Origin of the sequence: Umezawaea sp. NPDC059074, assembly GCF_042738955.1 — a bacterium.
Classification (GTDB): Bacteria; Actinomycetota; Actinomycetes; order Mycobacteriales; family Pseudonocardiaceae; genus Umezawaea.
Genome location: NZ_JBHYHC010000020.1, coordinates 42,282 through 61,780, shown reverse-complemented (window position 1 = coordinate 61,780; position 19,499 = coordinate 42,282). Strand labels below are relative to the sequence as shown.

General features: G+C 72.0%; 19 protein-coding genes. 15 read left to right on the top strand and 4 right to left on the bottom strand.

The genetic code is table 11. The features are described from left to right. Positions 1-172 precede the first annotated feature (172 nt). Together ACFWW9_RS12260 and ACFWW9_RS12255 are read left to right on the top strand one after the other, a co-directional pair. Positions 173-1,294 (top strand): sugar ABC transporter substrate-binding protein, encoded by a 1,122-nt coding sequence (locus tag ACFWW9_RS12260; protein ID WP_390375136.1) that lies wholly within the window; start codon positions 173-175, stop codon positions 1,292-1,294. 406 nt (positions 1,295-1,700) lie between these two features. Continuing rightward, positions 1,701-2,075, top strand: a complete 375-nt coding sequence (locus tag ACFWW9_RS12255) for an STAS domain-containing protein (RefSeq protein WP_390375133.1) — start codon at positions 1,701-1,703, stop codon at positions 2,073-2,075. 18 nt (positions 2,076-2,093) lie between these two features. On the opposite strand, the gene ACFWW9_RS12250 is transcribed toward ACFWW9_RS12255, so the two are convergent. Then, positions 2,094-2,636 (bottom strand): ATP-binding protein, encoded by a 543-nt coding sequence (locus tag ACFWW9_RS12250; protein WP_390375130.1) that lies wholly within the window; start codon positions 2,634-2,636, stop codon positions 2,094-2,096. A 227-nt stretch (positions 2,637-2,863) separates the two neighbouring features. Between ACFWW9_RS12250 and ACFWW9_RS12245 the strand changes: the two genes are divergently transcribed. From ACFWW9_RS12245 to ACFWW9_RS12230, 4 genes are all read left to right on the top strand, one after another. Beyond that, positions 2,864-3,241 carry an STAS domain-containing protein gene (locus ACFWW9_RS12245; protein WP_390375127.1) on the top strand — a complete coding sequence of 126 codons (378 nt, stop codon included), beginning with the start codon at positions 2,864-2,866 and terminating at the stop codon, positions 3,239-3,241. A gap of 90 nt (positions 3,242-3,331) precedes the next feature. Continuing rightward, positions 3,332-4,663, top strand: coding sequence for a PP2C family protein-serine/threonine phosphatase (locus tag ACFWW9_RS12240; RefSeq protein WP_390375124.1), 1,332 nt, complete (start codon positions 3,332-3,334; stop codon positions 4,661-4,663). Further along, a complete protein-coding gene (locus tag ACFWW9_RS12235; RefSeq protein WP_390375121.1) occupies positions 4,660-5,682 on the top strand; it encodes a B12-binding domain-containing protein in 1,023 nt (340 codons plus the stop codon). Before ACFWW9_RS12240 ends, ACFWW9_RS12235 begins: the two co-directional genes overlap by 4 nt. Continuing rightward, complete coding sequence (locus ACFWW9_RS12230) at positions 5,679-5,996, top strand: STAS domain-containing protein (RefSeq protein ID WP_390375118.1); 318 nt, start codon at positions 5,679-5,681, stop codon at positions 5,994-5,996. Before ACFWW9_RS12235 ends, ACFWW9_RS12230 begins: the two co-directional genes overlap by 4 nt. A gap of 58 nt (positions 5,997-6,054) precedes the next feature. Here the strand turns inward: ACFWW9_RS12230 and ACFWW9_RS12225 are convergent, their stop codons facing one another. After that, positions 6,055-6,678, bottom strand: a complete 624-nt coding sequence (locus tag ACFWW9_RS12225; RefSeq protein ID WP_390375115.1) for a TetR/AcrR family transcriptional regulator — start codon at positions 6,676-6,678, stop codon at positions 6,055-6,057. 91 nt (positions 6,679-6,769) lie between these two features. Between ACFWW9_RS12225 and ACFWW9_RS12220 the strand changes: the two genes are divergently transcribed. From ACFWW9_RS12220 to ACFWW9_RS12190, 7 genes are all read left to right on the top strand, one after another. Beyond that, positions 6,770-7,507, top strand: a complete 738-nt coding sequence (locus ACFWW9_RS12220; RefSeq protein ID WP_390375112.1) for an SDR family NAD(P)-dependent oxidoreductase — start codon at positions 6,770-6,772, stop codon at positions 7,505-7,507. A 34-nt stretch (positions 7,508-7,541) separates the two neighbouring features. Then, positions 7,542-8,414, top strand: a complete 873-nt coding sequence (locus ACFWW9_RS12215) for an alpha/beta fold hydrolase (protein ID WP_390375109.1) — start codon at positions 7,542-7,544, stop codon at positions 8,412-8,414. Between the two features lie 265 nt (positions 8,415-8,679). After that, positions 8,680-10,206 (top strand): hypothetical protein, encoded by a 1,527-nt coding sequence (locus ACFWW9_RS12210; RefSeq protein WP_390375106.1) that lies wholly within the window; start codon positions 8,680-8,682, stop codon positions 10,204-10,206. Positions 10,207-10,234: 28 nt separating this feature from the next. Next, positions 10,235-12,664, top strand: coding sequence for a TIR domain-containing protein (locus ACFWW9_RS12205; protein WP_390375103.1), 2,430 nt, complete (start codon positions 10,235-10,237; stop codon positions 12,662-12,664). Further along, complete coding sequence (locus ACFWW9_RS12200) at positions 12,657-14,243, top strand: hypothetical protein (RefSeq protein WP_390375100.1); 1,587 nt, start codon at positions 12,657-12,659, stop codon at positions 14,241-14,243. The genes ACFWW9_RS12205 and ACFWW9_RS12200 overlap by 8 nt, the downstream gene beginning before the upstream one ends. Then, the gene (locus tag ACFWW9_RS12195; protein WP_390375098.1) at positions 14,240-14,776 is read left to right on the top strand and encodes a hypothetical protein; all 537 of its coding nucleotides are present in this window, start codon (positions 14,240-14,242) and stop codon (positions 14,774-14,776) included. The genes ACFWW9_RS12200 and ACFWW9_RS12195 overlap by 4 nt, the downstream gene beginning before the upstream one ends. Then, a complete protein-coding gene (locus ACFWW9_RS12190; protein WP_390375095.1) occupies positions 14,773-16,422 on the top strand; it encodes a hypothetical protein in 1,650 nt (549 codons plus the stop codon). The genes ACFWW9_RS12195 and ACFWW9_RS12190 overlap by 4 nt, the downstream gene beginning before the upstream one ends. Before the next feature lie 94 nt (positions 16,423-16,516). Here the strand turns inward: ACFWW9_RS12190 and ACFWW9_RS12185 are convergent, their stop codons facing one another. Beyond that, entirely contained in the window at positions 16,517-16,666 is a 150-nt protein-coding gene (locus ACFWW9_RS12185; RefSeq protein WP_390375255.1) for a hypothetical protein, read from the bottom strand. Between ACFWW9_RS12185 and ACFWW9_RS12180 the strand changes: the two genes are divergently transcribed. Beyond that, entirely contained in the window at positions 16,611-17,534 is a 924-nt protein-coding gene (locus tag ACFWW9_RS12180; RefSeq protein ID WP_390375246.1) for a LacI family DNA-binding transcriptional regulator, read from the top strand. The two genes, ACFWW9_RS12185 and ACFWW9_RS12180, sit on opposite strands and share 56 nt — an antisense overlap. Here the strand turns inward: ACFWW9_RS12180 and ACFWW9_RS12175 are convergent. Beyond that, positions 17,526-18,773 carry an MFS transporter gene (locus ACFWW9_RS12175; protein ID WP_390375092.1) on the bottom strand — a complete coding sequence of 416 codons (1,248 nt, stop codon included), beginning with the start codon at positions 18,771-18,773 and terminating at the stop codon, positions 17,526-17,528. The two genes, ACFWW9_RS12180 and ACFWW9_RS12175, sit on opposite strands and share 9 nt — an antisense overlap. Before the next feature lie 241 nt (positions 18,774-19,014). On the opposite strand from ACFWW9_RS12175, the gene ACFWW9_RS12170 reads away from it, so the two are divergent. Further along, entirely contained in the window at positions 19,015-19,458 is a 444-nt protein-coding gene (locus ACFWW9_RS12170) for a very short patch repair endonuclease (protein WP_390375089.1), read from the top strand. Positions 19,459-19,499: the final 41 nt, after the last annotated feature.

Sequence of the window (19,499 nt, the reverse complement as noted above, 5' to 3'; positions counted from 1 at the left end):
CGCCTTGTGCCATTTGCAGCATTCGCCCGGCCTCCCGGTTATCCCTTCGTTGTGAAGGGACGCTACTTCATCGATTCAGCACGGTTCCGGCCCACTGCGCGTTGGGCATATGTTGTGCACCACAACATTCTCCGCCCGCCCTTCGAACAGTGCAGTCCGAAAGGAATGACGGATGCGTAGCAGGAGACTCGCCCTCCTCGCCGTGGGCACCGGCCTCGCCGTGACCATCACGGCGTGCGGGGCCAACAGTTCGCCCGAACCGACCACTCCCTCCCGCCCGTCCGGCAGCGCCGCCGGCAGCACGAAGGTCGGTGTCATCCTCCCGGAGACCACCACGTCCGCCCGCTGGGAAGGCTTCGACAAGCCGCTCCTCGCCGCCGCCCTCACGGCCGAGGGGTTGGACGCCGACATCCAGAACGCCCAGGGGGACAACCAGAAGTTCACCACCCTGGCCGACGGCATGATCAACGCGGGCGTCAAGGTCCTGATCATCGCCTCGACGGACTCCTCGGTGGGCGCGGCCGTGGCCGCCAAGGCCGAGGCGCAGGGCATCCCCGTGATCGACTACGACCGCCTCAACCTGGGCGGCTCGTCGAAGTACTACGTCTCGTTCGACAACGTGAAGGTCGGCCAACTCCAGGGCACCGCCCTCTCCACGGCGCTGAAGGACAAGAAGGGCGCCGAGGTCATCCAGATCGAAGGCGCCCCGACCGACAACAACGCCACCCAGTTCACCGAGGGCCAGGAGAAGGTCCTCAAGCCGCTCTACGCCTCCGGCGACCTGAAACTCGTCCAGGCCCAGCCGATCGAGAAGTGGGACCCGGTCATCGGCAGCACGGTCTTCGAGCAGATCTTCACCCGCAACGGCCAGAAGATCGACGGTGTCGTCGCCGCCAACGACGGCCTCGCGGGCGCGGTCATCACCGTCCTCAAGAAGTACAGCCTCAACGGCAAGGTGCCGGTCACCGGCCAGGACGCCACCCCCGACGGCCTCCAGGCCGTGCTGCGCGGCGACCAGTACATGACCGTCTTCAAGCCCGTGAAGCAGGAGGCCGAGGCGACCGCGAAACTGGCCGCGCTCCTGGCCAAGGGCGACACCGCCGGAGCCGACAAGATCGCCACCGCGGTCAGCAAGGACACCACCACCAACCGCGACGTGAAATCGGTGCTGCTGGACGCGCAGCTCATCACCAAGGACAAGGTCAAGTCCGTCATCGACGCGCAAGCCGTGAAAGCCTCGGACGTCTGCATTCCCGAACTCGCCGCGATCTGCACGGAACTCGGCATCAAATAGCCCCGGAAAACCTGCTCATTTCCCTGATCGCTCTATTCCTGGTGCGCTGGACCGCGCGCCAAAAACCTGCGGCGCTGGTCGGCGAACCCCATTTCGCCGACCAGCGCACGCTTGACGCCGCACCACGTTCGGGGTTCCGCGGTTCGCCGACCGACCGGCCAGCGCGGCCGACGTCGTCGTCGCGCGGGACCACCGCGATGTGCGGTCCGGTGGAAGGGACTGGCGACCGGTCCACGCCGGCCGACACAGCGCCCGCACCTGCGCTTCTGGGCGCATCGGCACCGGGTGGCGTACCGTTTCCGGTGTCCGAGCAGCATTTCTCGCTACGCGGAAGCCTTGTTCTCGGGTTCACCAGAGCCTGGCGACTACGCCTTTCTCGTGGCCTCCACCTCCAGGAGGTCCACAGATGCCTCGCATCCCCTCACCCGCGGCCGACCACGACCACGACCTCGTCGTCGTCGAGGCCGACGGTGACCTCGACATGACCCGCGCCCCCGACTTCGCCATCGACCTGGGCCTCGCCCTGTGCAAGAAGCCGCGGGCGGTGATCGCGGACCTGACCTCGGTGCGGTTGCTCTCCGCCGCCGGGCTCACCGCGCTGGACCGCGCGCACCACCACGCCGAGGCCGTGGGCAGCCGGTTGGCAGTGGTCGCCGCGCACCGCAGCGTCCTGCTGCCGCTCGCGCTGAGCGGGCTGGACGGGGTGCTCACGACGTTCCCGGACCTGCCGTCGGCACACGCCGCCCTTACCGGGCTGGTGGGTGCGGGTTCAGCCTCCTGACGAGGCCCCCGCGGCGGGTCAGGACAGGGCCATCGCGGCCCAGACGGTCTTGGTCCGCTCGCCCCGCAGCACTCCCCACGACCGGGACAAGGTCTGCACCAGCCGCATCCCCCTGCCCCGGTAGCTGCCGGCGGTGGACTGGTTGATCAGCGGCGTCACGTCGCGGGAACCGTCCAGGACCTCGATCAGCACCTCACCCCGACCGGCGAACTCCCCGGTGATCGGCACGTAGCTGGCGATGGTCACCTGGTGCGGGAGACCGGCGTGGTCGATGGCGTTGGAGATCAGTTCGGTGGCCACCAGCTCGACGTCGCCCACCACCTCCGGCGAGCACCAGCGCAGCGACAGCCGGATCTCCTCCCGGATGAGGGCCAGGTCGTCGCGGACGATCGGCATCGTCAACAGCGCGGTGCGGCGGGTGCCCGCCACCGGCAGGTAGACCTGGCTGGTGGTGGACAGCACCGAGGCGACGACCGGACGCGATGACCCCGTCCCCGCGACGGGCTCGACCTCGGGCCCGGCAGCGGACCGCGAGGGTGTCGTCGTGTCGGAATCGACCATCGTTGTGCTCCTCGTTCGCCACGTCGGCGTCAAGTCGGGCTCCGTGCATTCCACCACCGGACGTGGTGCTCCATCGCATCGGGCTACCCCGTCGAGCGTGTCGTCATGCGATTTCCTCCCATTCGAGTGACCCCGCGTGACCTGCCTGGGCCGACTCGTCACGCTGCGGCGTCCTCGGGGTAGCGTTCCCGGCGGCATCCGGCGCGACGAAACGGCAGGGAAACACGGTGGACGCGAGCAACTCGACGGCAGGCCGACTGCAGCTGTTCGTCACCGAGGACGAATCCGGTTCGCCGGTGGTCACGGCTCGTGGCGACATCGACATCACCACGGTCGAGCAGCTGCACGCCTCCCTGATCGCCCAGGCCGAGGCCCCGCGAGCCCCGTCGGACATCGTGCTGGACCTGTCCGGGGTGGAGTTCTTCGGCTCGGTGGCCCTGGACCCGATGCTGCGCACCCGCGACGTCCTCTCCGCCCACCATGCCCGCCTCCACGTGGTGGTCACCGACCAGATCCACCGCTCGCTGAACATCCTGGGCCTGACGCACCTGTTCGTCCTGCACAGCGACCTGCGCGACGCGTTGGACGCCCTCCGGACGGCCTGAGACCGGACGGCCGCGACCGGCGTCCGAGCCCCCGAACGAACGACGCGGGTAAGATCTACCTCGTCCGAACGCGTCGGGGAGGAGGACACCATGACCACCGGGAGTCGAAAAGCGCTGCGTGCTGAGGCTTCCGTGCTGGGCGACGAGGCCGCCAGCACGGGCCACGAACTCCTGGCCCAGGCGCACCTGCGCGTCGATCTGGCGATCGACATCAGCAGCGCGCTGGCCGGGTCGCTCAACCTCCGGCGCACGGTGCTGCGCCTGCTCGACCTGATCACCCCCCGGATGGCCGACTGGGCGATGCTGGTCCTGGTCGACGACGCGGACGGGCTCGCGCTGCACGGCGGCGCCGACCCGACGTTCACCACGACCACGCCGCGACCGTTCGTCGAGGGAACCGGCCTGGACCGCGTGCTGCGCTCCGGCCACGACGAACTGCTGCACGTCGCGCTCGAACTGGACAGCACCGGCGCGTTGGCCACGATGATCCCGAACCCGCGCCTGCGCGACGAGGCGGTCGAACTCCGCCCCGCGGACGTGCTGTGCCTGGCCCTGACCGCGCGCGGGAGCACGATCGGCGCGCTCGCGCTCATCCGCGGCGCCGGTCGCGGCTTCCCCGAGGAGGAGGTGGAGTTCGCCCGGCTGATCGCCGACCAGGCGTCGATGGCGCTGGACTCCGCGAGGCTCTACGAGGAGCGCAGCCGGATCGCGTCCGTGCTGCAAGCCAGCCTGCGCCCACCCGCCCTGCCCACCATCCCCGGCGCGCGGGTGTCCGCCCGGTTCCGGCCCGCGGCGGAGCACCTGGAGATCGGCGGCGACTTCTACGACGTCCACGGGTCGAAGGACGACTGGTTGCTGGTGCTCGGCGACGTGTGCGGCAAGGGCGTCGAAGCAGCGGTGTTGACCGGCCGCGCGCGGCAGAGCATCCAGACCGCGATGCACTTCGACCGCCGCCCGTCGGCGATCCTGGCCGTGTTGAACAACGTGCTGTGCGACGACGACTCCTCGCGCTTCGTCACCGTGGTCTGCGCTCGTGTCCGCCCGTCCGCCGACGGCACGTCGGCCGCGGTCGACATCGCGGTGGCCGGGCACCCGCCGCCCATCGTCGTGCACGCGACCGGCGAGGTCGGCCAGGTCGACGTCGCGGGCATGGCCGCGGGCGTCGTCCGGGACGTCGAATACACCGAGGTGCGGGTCGACATCGCTTCCGGCGACACGCTCCTGATGTTCACCGACGGTGTGGACGAGGCGCGGGGTTCCCAGGGCTTCTACGGCATGGACCGGCTCCTCGGCATGCTGCCCGCCTACGCCGGGGCGGGCCCGGTGGCGTTGTGCGAGGCCGTCGAGCAGAGCGTCGTGGAGCACCTCGACGGCCGCGCCCACGACGACATCGCCCTGCTAGCGGTGTCCTGCGAGCGGTGACGGTGTCCGACGGGCTGCCCACCGAGGCCTTCGACCACGCCTTGTCCACAGTGGACGAAAAGGCGGCGGTCGCGTTGGTGCGAGGACTCCTCGACGACGGGGTCGACCCGCTCAGCGTGCTCGTCGACGTGATCGCCCGCGGGCAGCGCGTTGTAGGCGAACGCTGGCAGCGCGGCGAGTGGACGGTCGCCAAGGAGCACGCCGCCACCGCCGTCGCGATCTCGGCGACCAAGGAGGTCGACCGCTTCGCGGACCTCGTCCCCGTGACGCGGGGGCGCGTCGTGGTGGCGTGCGCGGAACGCGAGTGGCACGCGCTGCCCGCGATGATCGTCGGCGCCGCGATCCGCTTGCACGGCTGGGAAGTCGTCCTGCTCGGCGCCAGCACCTCCCCCGCCCGGTTGAGCCAGTGCCTGCACGACGTGGGACCGGACGCGACGGCGGTGAGCTGCTCGGTGCTCGGCGCGATGTCGACGACCCGCCGGTTCATCGAGGCCAGCACCACCGCGGGCATCCCGATCATGGTGGGCGGCTCGGCGTTCGGCGGCGACGACCGACGCGCCCGCGCACTGGGCGCGACCGCGTGGGCGCCCCACGCCCACGGCGCGGTGGACGCGTTGCGCGACCTGCCCGCCGTGGTGCGCCGGGTGCCGCCACTGCCCCGATCGCTGATGGCCGAGCACTCGGCCATCGAGATCAACCACCACGACCTGGTGGAGACCCTGCGCGCACGGTGGTCCGCGACGACGACGAACGGCCCGGTGACCGAGGTGTCCCGCGAGGTGCTGCACCAAGCGCTGCACGCCGTGTCCGTGGCGCTGCTCACCAACGACCCCCGACCGCTGCCGGAGACCGCGGTGTGGATCGACCACCTGTTGACCGCGCGCGACGCCGATCCGGGGCTGTCCGCCGAACTGGGCGTCGTGCTCGCGTCGACGCTGCGCGACTACCCCGTCGCGCACACCCTCGTCCAACGGCACTGGACCGAGGGCCTTGTCCTCCAAGGAGAACCGGTCAGGTGAACGAGTTGTCGTGGTCGGTGACCCGCGAACCCGAACGTGCGGTCGTCGCCGTCACGGGCGTGCTGACGGTCGGCAACGCACCGCGCCTGGAAGAGGCCCTGGTCTCCCTGGCGAGCGAAGCGGACCTCGTGATCGACCTGGAAGGCCTGGAGTTCCTCGACTCCAGCGGCTTGAGCGTGTTCATCGCCGCGTACAAGGCGAGCACCCGGAACGACACGACCGTCATCCTGGACCGCGTGCCCGCCTTCCTCACCCGCGTGCTCAGGGTCACCGGCCTCCACCAACTCCTGCTGGCCCCGAACCAGACCAGCTGACCCCGCCCTCTGGGCCGCACCGCCGAGCGAGCACTTCAGCGGCCGGCCGCCTGCTGGATCAGGACGTGACGGCGAACGAGTCGATGTAGGCGAGGGCCGCGTTCAGCGACGCTTCGAGCGGGCGGACCTGGAGCATCGTCTGCGAGAGCAGGACGCCGCCCTGCAACGCCGAGAGCAACGCCAGCGCCAGCTCGTCCAGGTCGGCCTCGGCGCGCAGCTCCCCGCGGTCGCGCAGCGCGCGCAGCCCGTCGAGGATGAGGTCCTTCCAGCGCAGGAAGCCGTTGGCGATGTCGGTCCGGGACTCCTCGTCCCGCACGCTCAGCTCCCCGGCGAGCGACCCGAGGTTGCACTCGCCGCGGCAGCCGTTCTCGAGTTGCCGTTCGATCGCGGCGTCCGCCCAGGCGCGCAGCGCCTCGAAGCTGTCCAGCGCCGTCACCCGCGGCTGACCGGGTTGCAGCACCGAGTCGGCCTGCCGGGTGATGACCGCCCTGATCAGGGCCTGCTTGCTGTCGAAGTAGTGGTAGAGCTGCGATCCGCTGACCTCGGCCGCCGCCCGCACGTCCTCGATGCCGGTGCCCGCCACGCCGTTGCGGGCGATGAGCGCGGTCGCGGCCTCGATGATGCGGTCCCTGGTCGCCCTGCCCTTCGGGGTCAGGCGGCGCGGCTTCGGCTCCTCGGTCACGTCGGCCAGCATAGCCGAGACTGGGTTGCGCAATCCAGAAACCTGTCCTACGTTTCTGGACAGAACAACCCAGAAAGCGAGGACGCTCCCCATGAGCACCACCCGCACCGCCCTCGTGACCGGCGCGACCGCCGGGATCGGCCGCGCAGTCGCCCTCCAGCTCGCCTCCGACGGCATCCACGTGATCGCCCACGGCCGTGACCCGGAGCGAGGCGCCCTGCTCGTCGAGGAGATCACCGCGCGAGGTGGCACCGCCCGCTTCGTCACCGCCGACCTGGCCGACGCCGACGAGGTGCTGGCTCTCGCCGAGGACGCGGGCGAGGTGGAGATCCTGGTCAACAACGCGGGCGTCTACGCGTTCACCACCACACCGGACACGACCCCCGACAGCTTCGACCGGCAGTTCGCCGTCAACACCCGCGCCCCCTTCCTGCTGGTCGGCGCGCTCGCCCCGGCCATGGCCCGCCGAGGACGCGGATCCATCGTCACCATCACCTCGACGGCGGCGACGTCCCCCGCGCCGATCGGCGGCGCGTACGGCGCCTCCAAGGCCGCCGTCGAACTGCTGACCCGGTCCTGGGCCACGGAGTTCGGTCCCAGCGGCGTGCGGGTCAACGGCGTCTCCCCCGGCCCCGTCCGGACCGCGGGCACCACCGCGATGCTCGGTGAGCACGTCGAAGTCCTGGGCCGGGCGAACGTCCGCGGCCGGATCGGCGAGCCCGAGGAGATCGCGCACGTCGTCCGGTTCCTCGTCGACGAGGCCAGCGCCTACATCAACGGCACGGTCGTCGTCGCCAGCGGCGGCGAACTCAGCTCGATGCCCGCCTGACCCACCACACCTCGTGATCACCAGGAGCACACCCATGCCAGCTCACCACGCCTGGCCACCCCAGGGTTTCGACGTCCGAGCCGTCGACGTCGACGGCGTCCGGCTGTCGGCCGCCGTGGGAGGTGCGGGACCACTGATCGTCCTGCTGCACGGCTGGCCGCAAACCGGCCGCGCCTGGGCCAAGGTCATGCCCGCCCTCGCCGAGCACCACACCGTCGTGGTCCCGGACCTGCGCGGCACCGGGGAAAGCGAGCGCCCCGCCGACGGGTACGGCAAAGCCGACCAGGCCGACGGCCTGCGCGGCCTGATCGCGGCACTGGGCTTGGCGGGCCCCGCGGTCGTCGTCGGGCACGACATCGGCAGCATGATCGCCTTCGCCTGGGCGCTGCACCGCCCCGACGACGTCGCGGCGGTGGTGCTGCTCGACTCCTACCTCCCCGGCGTGGACCTGGAGGAGTCGATGAACGTCGTCACCGGGGGCTCGTGGCACTTCGGGTTCTTCATGGCCCCGGCCATCCCGGAAATGCTGCTGGACGGCCACGAACTCGAGTTCATCCGGGCGACGTTCGGCGCTCGGAGCACGCCGTCGACGTTCACCGACGAGAACCTCGCCTACTACGCCGACGCCTACCGGGGACGCGATCGGCTCCGCGGGGGCTTCGAGCACTACCGCACGCTGCTCGACGACGGCCGGGAGAACCGGGCCGCGCTGGCGACCCGTCGACTGACCATGCCGGTCTTGTCCATCGGCGGCCGGGACTCCGTGGGCACCCAGACCACGGACGCCCTGCGGCCCCACGCCGACAACCTCACGGGACTCGTCGCGCCGACCGGCCACTTCGTGGCCGAGGAAGCACCGGAGTGGTTCCTCCACACCCTGAACTCCTTCCTCGCGGGCACGAAGTGAACGTCCTCGCCAGAAGCCACCGGGTTCGTCGGTAGCGGCATCACGCACCACCTCGCCGCGACACCATCGCCGCCCGCGCCCTCAGCACCTGTCGAACTTTCCATTCCCAGGAAACAATGGGACAGGCGGGAATGCATTCTCACGTGGACGAACCCGAAGCTCACGCATTCCGCAGTTATGCGGTCGGATAAGGTGGAAAGCGTCATGCGGTCTGCTCGACTGCGCATTTCCCCAGTTTTCGCGGTGGCGAAGGAGAGCGGTCTCGATGACCTCGACGCCCGCCTCGGGCTCTTTCGACCACGACCGCTGGCACCTGCACCAGCCCGGTGACCACCCGAACAGCTCGCAGTTCGCCTCCGCGCACGAGTCGCACCACAAGCAACTCCAGGACTCGACCAGCTTCGGGGCGGTGGCGCGGACGTACCACGCCCTGTGGACCGCCACCGGGGACCAGCGGCACCGCGAAACGGCGGGCGCGCTCACCCTGGCGAGCCGCCGGTTGCAGGAGGCGTTCGCCTCGTGGCTGCCCGCGCTGGCGCTCGGCTGGAGCCGCGACCGGGTGGTGCGGAGCTATCCCGCCTACCGGGAGCACTTCGACGCGATGGCGGACGTCGTCGCGGGGCTCGACAGCCCGTACCTGCGCTTCCACGTGGCCCACGCCGCGTCGAGGGCGTGCATGCAGACCGCGGTGATCGAGCGGGCGCTCGACGTGGGCCTGGAGACCTTCTCGTTGGCCGGGCTGCGGGAGCGCGACCTGCCGGACCGCCGGTTCGGGCGGCTGCGCCGCGCTCGACCCGACTGGCGGGCGCACCTTCCGGACGACCCGCGCCTCACCGCGCTGCTGGAGTCCACCACGCTCACCGTGCGGATGTTCGACCCCGCGTTGGAACAGCTGTGGGTGTTGGTCAACGAGGCGATGTACGACGCGGCGGCCTCGGTGCTCGGCGTGGAAGACACGCTCGGCGTGAACGAACACCTGCTGTGGACGCCGAAACTCGTGTCCGCGGCCCAGGAGATCGCGGGCGCGGTCGACATCCGACCGGGTCGGCTGCTGCGCCAATCCGAGACGCGGGCCGTGGTGCTGGGCAACACCGAGACCGAGGGGTTCTCGGTCGCCGATCCCCTGCCCGCCCGCGTCCTGCCCGGCTCCACGGCCCTGGAGTCGATGGCCGCCGACCTGGAGCGCCCGCACCTGTTCGCCACCGTCCGGAGGTCGACGTCGTTGGCCGACAACTACGCGTGGGAGCCGGGGAGCGCTGCTCCTCCGGGCGAGGTGCTCTGCGTGGTGCGCCGGACGATTCGCGAGGACGATGGCCGTCACGTGGTGGAGGTGCGCCAGGCCACCGACCTCGCCGAGGTCCACGGGAGCGAACTGCCCGTGGTCGCGGTCGTGCCGTGTTCCCTGCTCGACCACCCGGCCGCCGCCGGGTGGCGGCCCGCGCGGACCGCGTTGTTGCTCGACCTGCCGCTCACCGAGCACTTGGACCTCTGGCTGGACGTGGCGGAGTCCCGGTTCACCTACACCTTCCTGCGCGTCGAGTCGTTCGGCCGGGTGGTCCCGTTCCTGGTGGGGATGATCGAGCAGGACGGCCACGCGTTGCCGTTGATGCTGCGTCCGCTCTCGCACGCCGGAGTGGGCGTTCACCAGGCCGCGCTGGCGGAGCTGTACCCGCCGGGCGGGCAGGTGGTGGCCGACCCCTCGTTCCTCGAAGCGCACGACGAGGTGCTGGGGCTCGTCCTGGCGCACCTGGCGGGCGAGGAAGTCCGGTTCGACAACCGCGCGGGCCGGTGACGAAGCACGCGGAGTGGAGGGTCGAGGCGTGGGCGGTGTGTTCATCAACTACCGGAACGAGGACGGGGCGTGGGTGGCGGCCCTGCTCGACCTGGACCTCTCGCGCAGGTTCGGGTCCAGGCAGGTCTTCCGCGCCAGCCGCTCCGTCGGGCCCGGTGACTTCCAGCCGCAGCTGGAGCACCGCGTCCGGGACGCCTCGGTGCTGCTGGCCGTGATCGACCGCGAGTGGGCGGACCCGGCCTCCGGTGGCGGGCGCCTGCGGGATCCCGCCGACTGGGTGCGCCGCGAGATCGAGTTCGCCTTCGAGGCCGGGGTGGAGGTCATCCCCGTCCTCGTCGACACCGAGATGCCGAACCCCGACGTGCTCCCCGAGTCCCTGCGTCCGCTGGTGGTCCGCAACTACACCAGGTTGCGCCGCCGCACCGTCGACGACGACCTCGCCCGCCTGGCGCGCATGGTCGAGCAGGTCGCGCCGGAACTGGCGTTCTTCGACGTCGTCGACCGGCGTCCCCGGCCGTCGCGCGCGGGACCTCCCAGCGCGCTGCTGGATCCGCACCGCGCGCTGGTGGACTTCCAGGAGCGGGACGGCGTGGTCGCGGACCTGGAGAGCTGGTGCCTCACCCCGTCCGGCCCACCGGTGGTGCTGACGGGAGCGGGCGGGGCGGGCAAGACCCGCACGGCGGTGGAGCTGTGCGAACGGATGGCCGCGAGGGGGTGGCTCGCGGGCTTCGTCTCCCCGACGACGCGGCCGGACGTCCTGCGACGGCTGGACACGGCGCTCGGCCCGGCGCTGCTGGTGTTCGACCGCGCGGAGACCCGCGGCGCCCAGCTCGCGGCCGCGTTGTCCGCCGCGGCCTACCGGCCCGAGGGCGGACGACGGGTCGCGGTGCTCGCGTTGGCGCGTTCGACGGGCGACTGGTTCGAGGACTTGGCCGACGAGGACGGAACACCGGTGCCGCCCGTGTCGGTGCGGGTCCTGCCGACCCCGACCGGGGACCGGGCCGAGTTCCTCGCCGCCCACCGCGCGTTCGCCGCGGAGGCCGCGGTGTCCGCGACCGCGGCCGATCCACCCGCGTTCCCGACCGCGTTGGACGCGCACGAGGCGGCTCTGGCCGACGTGCTCGGCACCGCGGTCGACGACCTGCTGAAACTCGAACGCCAGTACTGGGTGGCGACCGCGCCGGCGCACCGGCTCCCCGACCCGCACCCCGCGCGGTTCGCCCAGGTGGTGGCCGCGGCGTGCCTGTTCGGCGCGTCCGACGACGCCGAGGCGCTCGCCACGTTGCGCCTGCTGCCGACCTTCGCCGTCAACGGACCCGACGTCGTGGGGCGGTACGGGGATTGGGCCCGCGAGCTGTACCCCGGCATCGGCGCGCTGAACGCGATGGCGTCCAGGCGCCTGACCGAGGAACACGTGACGAGGACGGTGGCCCGGCACCCCGACCTGCTCGACCTGCTGCCCGCGGTGACCCTCGACCAGGCGGTGCGGGCCTTCACCGGGCTCGCCGCGCCTGCCGCCCGGCACCCCGACCTGGCGGCGCGGCTGGGTGCCGCGATCGCGAAGGCCCCCGCCCGGCTCATCCCGGCGGTGGTCGTCGCCGTGGCGGCCACGACCGAACCCGACGCGCTCGTGGCCGCCATGGCCGACCACACGGCGGAGCTGAGCACCGAGGACCTGGACGTGGTCGTCGGAGCGCTGCCCCGGCGCAGCCTGGTCCTCGGTCCCCTGGCGCTCCGGTTGGAGGAACGCGCCTGGCAGGCGCACCGGGACGATCCGAACGGAGACCTGGTGTCCCGCCTGGCGCTCCGGTTCGCCGCGCGGGCCGCCTACCTGGGCGTTCGGCGGGACGACGCGGTGACGGCGGCGCTGGACCAGGTCGAGTCGCCCTCGCCCGCGGTGAAGGCCGAGGCGTGGGCGGTGCTGGCGCTACTCGACACCGGCGAGCGCGCCGTCGACGCCGGTGCGCTCGCTGTGGCGGGATTCCGAGACCTCGGCCCGAACTACCGCGGTCAGCACGCCACAGCGCTGCACAACCAGTCGGTGCGGCTGCGCTCCGGTGGTCACACGGCCGAGGCCGGAGAACTCGCCCGCGCGGCCGCGGTGATCGCACGGGACCTCGTCGCGCGCGACCGGCCGACCTACCTGTCCCTGCTGGCGGACGTCCTCGACAACCTGGCGACGGCCACCGGCGACGTAGCCGCGGCTCGGGAGGCGCTGGAGCACCGCCGAGACCTGGCGCGCGTGCGCAACGACGCGTACCTCGGCCCGTACGCGGGCTCCCTGAACACCCTGGGCAGGCTGCTGCGCGACGACGACCCCGAGGCGGCCCGCGAGTGCCTGCTGGAGGCGCGGTCGCGGTACGAGGAGCTGAACCACCGGCACCACGGGCGGTTCGACCGCGAGCTGACCGTGGTGACCGCCAACCTGGCCGCGCTGGAGAGGAGTGCCGATGGCTGAGGACCACCTCGCGCGCCTGCTGTTCGACGGCCCGGTCGGCTCCGGGCGGTACACCCCGACCGGAGGCGCGCGAGTCCGCCTGACCGGGCGGGACGAGGTGCTCGACGCCATCGTCTACTCGCACGAGGTCCACCACTGCGCGTTGAACGACGGCACCGCGTGGGGCGTCCTGCTGCACGCGCTGGCCCGCGTCCCCGGCCAACCGCTGGGCGACTTCCTCGACGTGGCGCGCAGGACGCACGAGACGTTCGCGACCTACTCCAGCACGAAGACGGTCGAGGCCCACTTCGGGCCGTCGCCCGGCGTGCTCGACGCCTACCCGGCCTACGTGCCGCTGCACGACGGGATGACCGCGCTGCTCGCCGGGGTCGAGGGCGCGAACCGCAAGCTGACCGTCGTGACCGCGCTCGCCAGGGCGTGCATGCAATCCCCCGTGCTCGACACCGTGGTCGACCGCGGCGTCGACGCGATCAGCCTCGCCGACGTGCGCGCGGCGGACCTGCCCGACCGCCGCTGGGCCCGGTTGTTCGCCGGTGGTCCCGAGCTGGCCCGCCGCGTCGCCGAAGCCGCCGACGACGCGACCGCCGCCATGTTCGGCCGCGCACTCCTCGACGCGGACACCGGGGGTGAACGGCTGGGCGTCACCTCCGCCGCCGAGCACGACGACCACTGGCGCGTGTGGGAGATCGCGGTGTACGACGCGGTGCGGCGAGAACTCCCCGGCGTCGCAGTGCTCGACTACGAAGGCCACCGGGAGGCCGCCGCCGCGGTCACGGCGCTCGTGCCCGGCCTGCGCTTGCGCGGGGTCGCGCCCGACGAGCCGGTGCTCGACGACCACGAGCTCAGGGCCGCCATCATCCAGCAGATGACGCACGACCTGCGGGAGCGCTTCCCCGCACGGGTGGTGTCGCTGCCCGTCGACCGCCTGGTCGCCGCGGCGGCCGCCACCACGGTCATCGACGAGGTGCCCCACCTGTTCGTCGACGTGCGGCAGTCCGCGGCGCTCGCCGACCAGTACGACTGGGCCGGCCCGCCGCCGGGTGGCGGCGGGCCGGTCGTCGCGGTGCGCTTGATCGACACCGAGGGCACCGTCCTGCACCGGGTCGTCGACAGCGTCGAGGAACTCCACGAGGTGGCCGACGAGTGGGGCTTCCGCGGACCGATCGTGTGCTGCGTGCCGACCTCCTGCCTGGCGGACGCGAGGTGGCGGGACGCGTGGCTGCCGGAACTGCCGGGCGTCAACGCCGTGCTGGTGGATGTGGAGGCGGAGCGCTTCCTGCCCGGATGGCGCGCGGGCGGCACGGTGGTCCGGGCGACCAGGCTGCTGCTCGACGATCCCGCGCACGCGGCGGCGGTGGTGCTGGTGTTGCGGCTGAACGGGAACCGGCACCCGTGGTTCGCGGTGGGCGACCGCATCACCACGACCCTGCTGCTCGACCAGATCCGCGCCGCCCTCGGCGCGGCGTTCACGGAGTCCGCCCTGCCGGACGCCGAGGTGGAGGAGGCCCGCGCCGCCGCCCTGCACCTGGTGCGCACGGAGTCCTCCGTGGGGTTCACGGGGTTGGAGGAGCGAAGGTGACCAAGCAGAACGACGACAGGTTCGACGCGTTGCTCGCCAAGGCGAAGGTGCCGGGCGGGAAGATCCGCCGTCCGGACCTGGAACAGGTCGCGAACGCCGTCGGCGGTACCGGCGAGGACGACTTCATCGAGGCGACCGCGAAGCTGTCGAGCCTGGAGTGGGACAGCGGAGCGCGCCGACCGGAGGGCTACCTCGAACTGCACGCCGACGAGTGGAGCATCGACCTGGGAACGGCGGCCAACCGCGAGGCGATCACCTGGGCCTTGACGGCCGCCGCCCTCGTGCGGGAGAACGTGGCCGACAACTCCGTCGTCTGGGTGGCGCGGCTGCTGCCCGCCATCGGCGATCTGGTGGTCACCGAGGTGGCGGGCACCACCGAGGTGGTACTGAGGATCACCTCCACCAGGGTGCCCGACCGCTTGGCGAAGCAGGTCAACGCGCTCGACTTCGCCGACTTCCTCGACGCGGCGCGCGACGCCGCGGAGATCACGGTCGTGGGCGGCGTGCGGCTGCGGGTGGAGATGGCCTCGTGAGCGCCGACCACCTCGACGCGCTGCTGCTGTCGGGCGACCGCGGCGTCGATTCCGGGCTCTACCACCCAGGGCGGTTCGAGTTGCGACTGTCGGGGTCGGACCGGGTGCGGCAGGAGATCGTGCACATGCACGAGGCGCACCACCTGACGCTCACCGACAACACCGCGTGGGGCGCGGCCCTGCACCTGGTGGCCCGCACGCCCGCGTGGCGGGACGACCACTTCGTCCCGCTGCTCGACCTCTGCCGCTCGGTGCAGGAGGCCTACGCCACGTTCATGAGCGTGAACGTCGTGGTCTCCCGGCACGGCGCGCTGGACGAGGCGCTCGCCGTCTACCCGGACTACGAACCGCTCAACCGGGCGTTCGACACGCTGCTCCGGCCCGTCCGCGGTCCTCATCGGCGGGCACTGGCGGCGGGCGCGGTGGCCTGGTCCTGCATGCAGTCGCCGGTACTGGCGACGTTGGCGGATGTCGGGCCCGAGGCGTTCACCATCGCCGACCTGCGGCAAGCCGACCACCCCGACGAGCGGTGGCGCAGGCTGCTCGCGGCCCCCGACGTGGTGGCGTCGGCGTTCGCGGCCGCGGACGCCCGCGTGCGCGACGCGTTCGGCGAGGAAGCGCTGCGGGCGGACCAGCCCGACCGGCCACCCAGCGCAGCGATCGACGACGAGTTCGAACCGGCGTGGCTGCTGTGGGAGAGCCAGGTGTACGCGGTCATCGGGGAGCACCTGACCTCGCGGGGAGCCACGCTGCTCGACCACCGGGCCGACCTGGAGCACGCCGTCGCGCCCCTGCGCCTGCTGGGCGGGGACGGCCCGGAGTTCCTCCCCGACCCCGACCCGCTGAACGACCAGGTGATCTCCGAGACCGTGCTGCGGAACGTGGTCCACCGGCTCGCCGACGACCTGCTGGACAGCAGGCTGCTCGTCGCCGATCGCGACGTGGACATCGACGAGGTCGTGCGCGTCGCGGACCTGACCTCGCGCTTGGGCGGCGTGCCGACGCTGAGCGTCAACGTCCGCCTGGCCCACCGGCTCACCGAGACCTACCGCTTCGACCAGGACGCCGCCGCGACGCTGGCCGCCCGGCCCGCCGAGCCGGTGGTGGCCGTGCGCGCCGTCGCGGACGACGGCGAGGGCGGCGACGTGCTCTGGCACGTGGAACTCGCCGAACCCGAGCACCTCCTCCGCCTCGTCGAGGAGTGGGGCGATCGCGGGCCCGTGCACCTGTGCCTCGGGGGCAGCTGCCTGTGGGCGACGGAGTGGCTCGCGCGCTGGAAGCCCGCCCTGGACGCCGTGGGCGACGTGGTGGTGCTGCTCGACACCAGCCTCGACGCGGTGTCGGGCAAGTGGTCCCAGACGGGCGGCACCATCGACCACAAGGTCGTGTCCTTCGCGGGCACACCGCTCACCGCCGTGGTGTTCGCCCCGCCGGACCGGAAGGCGCTGTGGATGGCACTGGGCGACCGGGTGACCGCGGACATGGTCACCGGCCTGCTGGCGGCCCTGCCGGGCCTGGTCCTCCGCCCGCCCGACACGGTCGACTGGAGGGAGGTCGACCAGCTCATCCTGCTGGCCGCCACCCAGATCATCCACACCGAGTCCTACGTGGACTTCAACGCCCTCCGCGGCCACCCCTGGTCGTGAGCGGCGTGTGTCGTTCTGGTTCGGGCGGATGCGCGGAGGTCGATGGCTCGCTGGTGCTTTCGGTCGTGGAACCGGCAGGATCGCGGTGGGCGCGCTACGGGAAGAGGCACTTCGTGGGCAGGTCGAAGCTGACGATCAACGACGTCGCGGCACGGGCGGACGTCTCGCGTGCGACGGTGTCGCGGGTCATGAACAACGCGCCGGGGGCCTCCCCTGCTGTGCGGGAGCGAGTACGTCGGGCCATGTCCGAGTTGGGTTACGAGCCTGATCAGACCGCGCGGGCCCTGGCGTCCGGGCGGCAGCGGGCGGTCGACGTCGTGGCTGTCACGGACGGACCGGTCATCGGGTGGCTCGGCTCGCACCCCTACTACAGCCGGGTGCTCGCCGGTGTCGTCTCGGCGTTGGAGGGCACGGACGTGCAGGTCCGCGTGCAGGCCCTCCCGAGGTCCGCTGGTGTCGAGGTGGTGGACGCGATCGCGGCGCAGGCGTCCGTGGGCATCGTGCTGGCCGATGTCCCCGTGGCCTCGGCCGTGCGGTTTCGACAGCGGTGTCGCAGGGTGGTGTCGCTGGCGGCGACGTCGCCGTCGATGCCCGCGGTCGAGGCGGACAACGCCGGTGGCGCGTACGCGGCTGTCGAGTACCTGCACCGGTTGGGCAGGCGTCGTATCGCGGCCGTCCACGGTCCCGAGCACAGCGCGGACGCCCGCGAGCGCAAGGACGGTTTCCTGCGGGCGATCAGGCAGTTCGGTCTGCCGGAGATCGGCGAGACCGGCGACTTCCGCCGGGAGTTCGGTGACGACGCGGCGCGGCGACTGCTGGCGGCGCACCCGGAGATCGACGCCGTGTTCGTCGCCTGCGACCTGGTGGCGGCCGGTGCGGCGCAGGCCATCACCGCGCTCGGGCGCACGATCCCCGATGACGTCAGCCTGGTCGGGTTCGACGACAGCGTGGCCGCGGCGTGCGCCAATCCGCCGCTGACCACGATGCGGATGCCGGTCGAGGAGATGGCGGTCGCGGCGACCCGCCTGCTGCTCGGCGGTGATGTCGGCTCCGGCGTTCGGCAGACCCTGCCGGTGGAGCTGGTGGTGCGGGGCAGCACGACGTCACGTTGAGCGCGCCAGGAGTGCGAGGCCGAGGGCCGCGGCGAGGGCGAGTGCGGCCGGGATGAGGAAGACCAGCGGCAGTCCGATCCCGGCCGCTCCGATGCCGCCGAGTGCCCCGCCCAGGGCGGAGCTCAGCGCGGTCGAGCTGAGGAAGATCGCCGACGCGGTGGCCACGGCCGTCGGGAGCAACTGTTGGGCCACGGTGATCCCAAGCGCGGCGAAGACACCCCACACGCCGCCCATGAGGATCTGCCCGGCGAACAGGCCCACGGCGGTGCCGGTCAACGCGAAGCAGAGGTTCGCGGCGACCCCGAACCCGGCGCCGAGCACCATCAGCGGCACCATCCCGGTCCGGCGGGCGACGAGCACGGCCAGCGGCATCAGGACGATCTCGACCAACGGCTGGATGCCGATGACCGCGCCGCTGAGCCCGGAGGGGAAGTGGAGCCGGTCGTTCATGTAGATCGGCAGGTACGCGTACTTGATCGACTCCCCGGCGTAGACGAGGACGTACAGGCCGGTGAACGTGAGCAGCGGCAGCATCGCCCGCACGCCGGGACCGCGCAGGAGCCGTCCGGGATCCTGCGCGGTGGACACCGCGGGCGGCGTGCGCAGGGTCCAGACCGGGACGATCTGGGCGAGGGTGCAGACCGCCGTCGCGAGGAGCATGGTCCGCAATGACGTGTGCGCGGCCAGGAAAGCCCCGGCGACCGGGCCGATGACCCACCCCGCGGTCAGGGCCATCCGCACCGCGGCCACGACGCCGTCGTCACCCGGACTCGAGTGGGCCGCCATCTCGTCGTGGACGGCGGCGAACAGCTGGGAGGTGGCGGCGCCCGCGAAGCCGAGCACGACGGCGCTCAGGACGTAGGGCATCCACAAGTGCGTCGAGTAGGCGATGCCCGCCCAGCCCGCGAACCCGGCGAGCGCGCACAGCCGGAACAGGCCCAGGCGGTGGCCGGTCCGGTCCGATCGCGCGCCGACCAGGTAGCCCGCTACCGGCGCGGTGAGGTTGGTCAGGTAGTACAGGCCCGCCGCGGTCAACGACCCGCCCAGGTCGTTGACCAGGAACGACGCGATCTGCGGCGCGGCCGCCGAGAACCCGAGCCCGGACAGGAAGAGCGCGATCGCGGCACCCCGGTACAGCGGGGACGCCAGCATCAACCTCATCACCGACGCGCGCTGGACGGGTGACTCCCCGGCTCGCTGGTCGCCGGTCGGGCGGTCGTCCTGCGTCGTGCCTTCCACGGGCGCTCCTGTCCTCGGTTGGTCGAACTCGCGGGAATCGGGTCGCCGGCTCGCGGCCGTGTAGCCGGCGCGGGCGTCGGTCTGGATCCGTTGTGCGCCAATGCGTAGGAGGCGTCGCTGGTCCCGTTCGGGACGGTAGGGGCGAGAGCGGTTCCAGGAAAAGCTCTGGCGGTGGGCTGTCGGCGCGCCACGTCGGCCTGCGGAGACCTCACATTCGACCGCGCTGGGACGTCTTCGAGATGTGGCTGGCAACGAGACGAGCAAACAAGCCGGGTCTTGGGCGTCAACGCCTGCGGTCCGCCGCTCCATGCAGGGCAACCGGTCGCGCGACACCGGCCCCGAACTGGCGATCCGCCGGCTGGTCCACGCAACGGGCTTGCGCTACCGCGTGGACGCGCCGCCGTTGGCGGGCCTGCGCCGACGGGCGGACCTGGTGTTCAGCCGGGCGAAGGTCGCCGTGTTCGTCGACGGCTGCTTCTGGCACGGCTGCGCCCAGCACTACGTCGAGCCCGGCACGAACCGGGAGTACTGGACGACCAAGGTCCGCACGAACCGGGCCCGTGACCAGGACACCACGCGGCGGCTGCGCGACGCGGGCTGGGAGGTCGTGCGCGTATGGGAGCACGAGAACCCGCACGACGCCGCAGCGCGAGTCGTCGCGACCGTCAAGGACCACAAACCGTGAAAGACAAGCGCACCTAGCCGCTGTGAGGCGGGGTCGGGGCT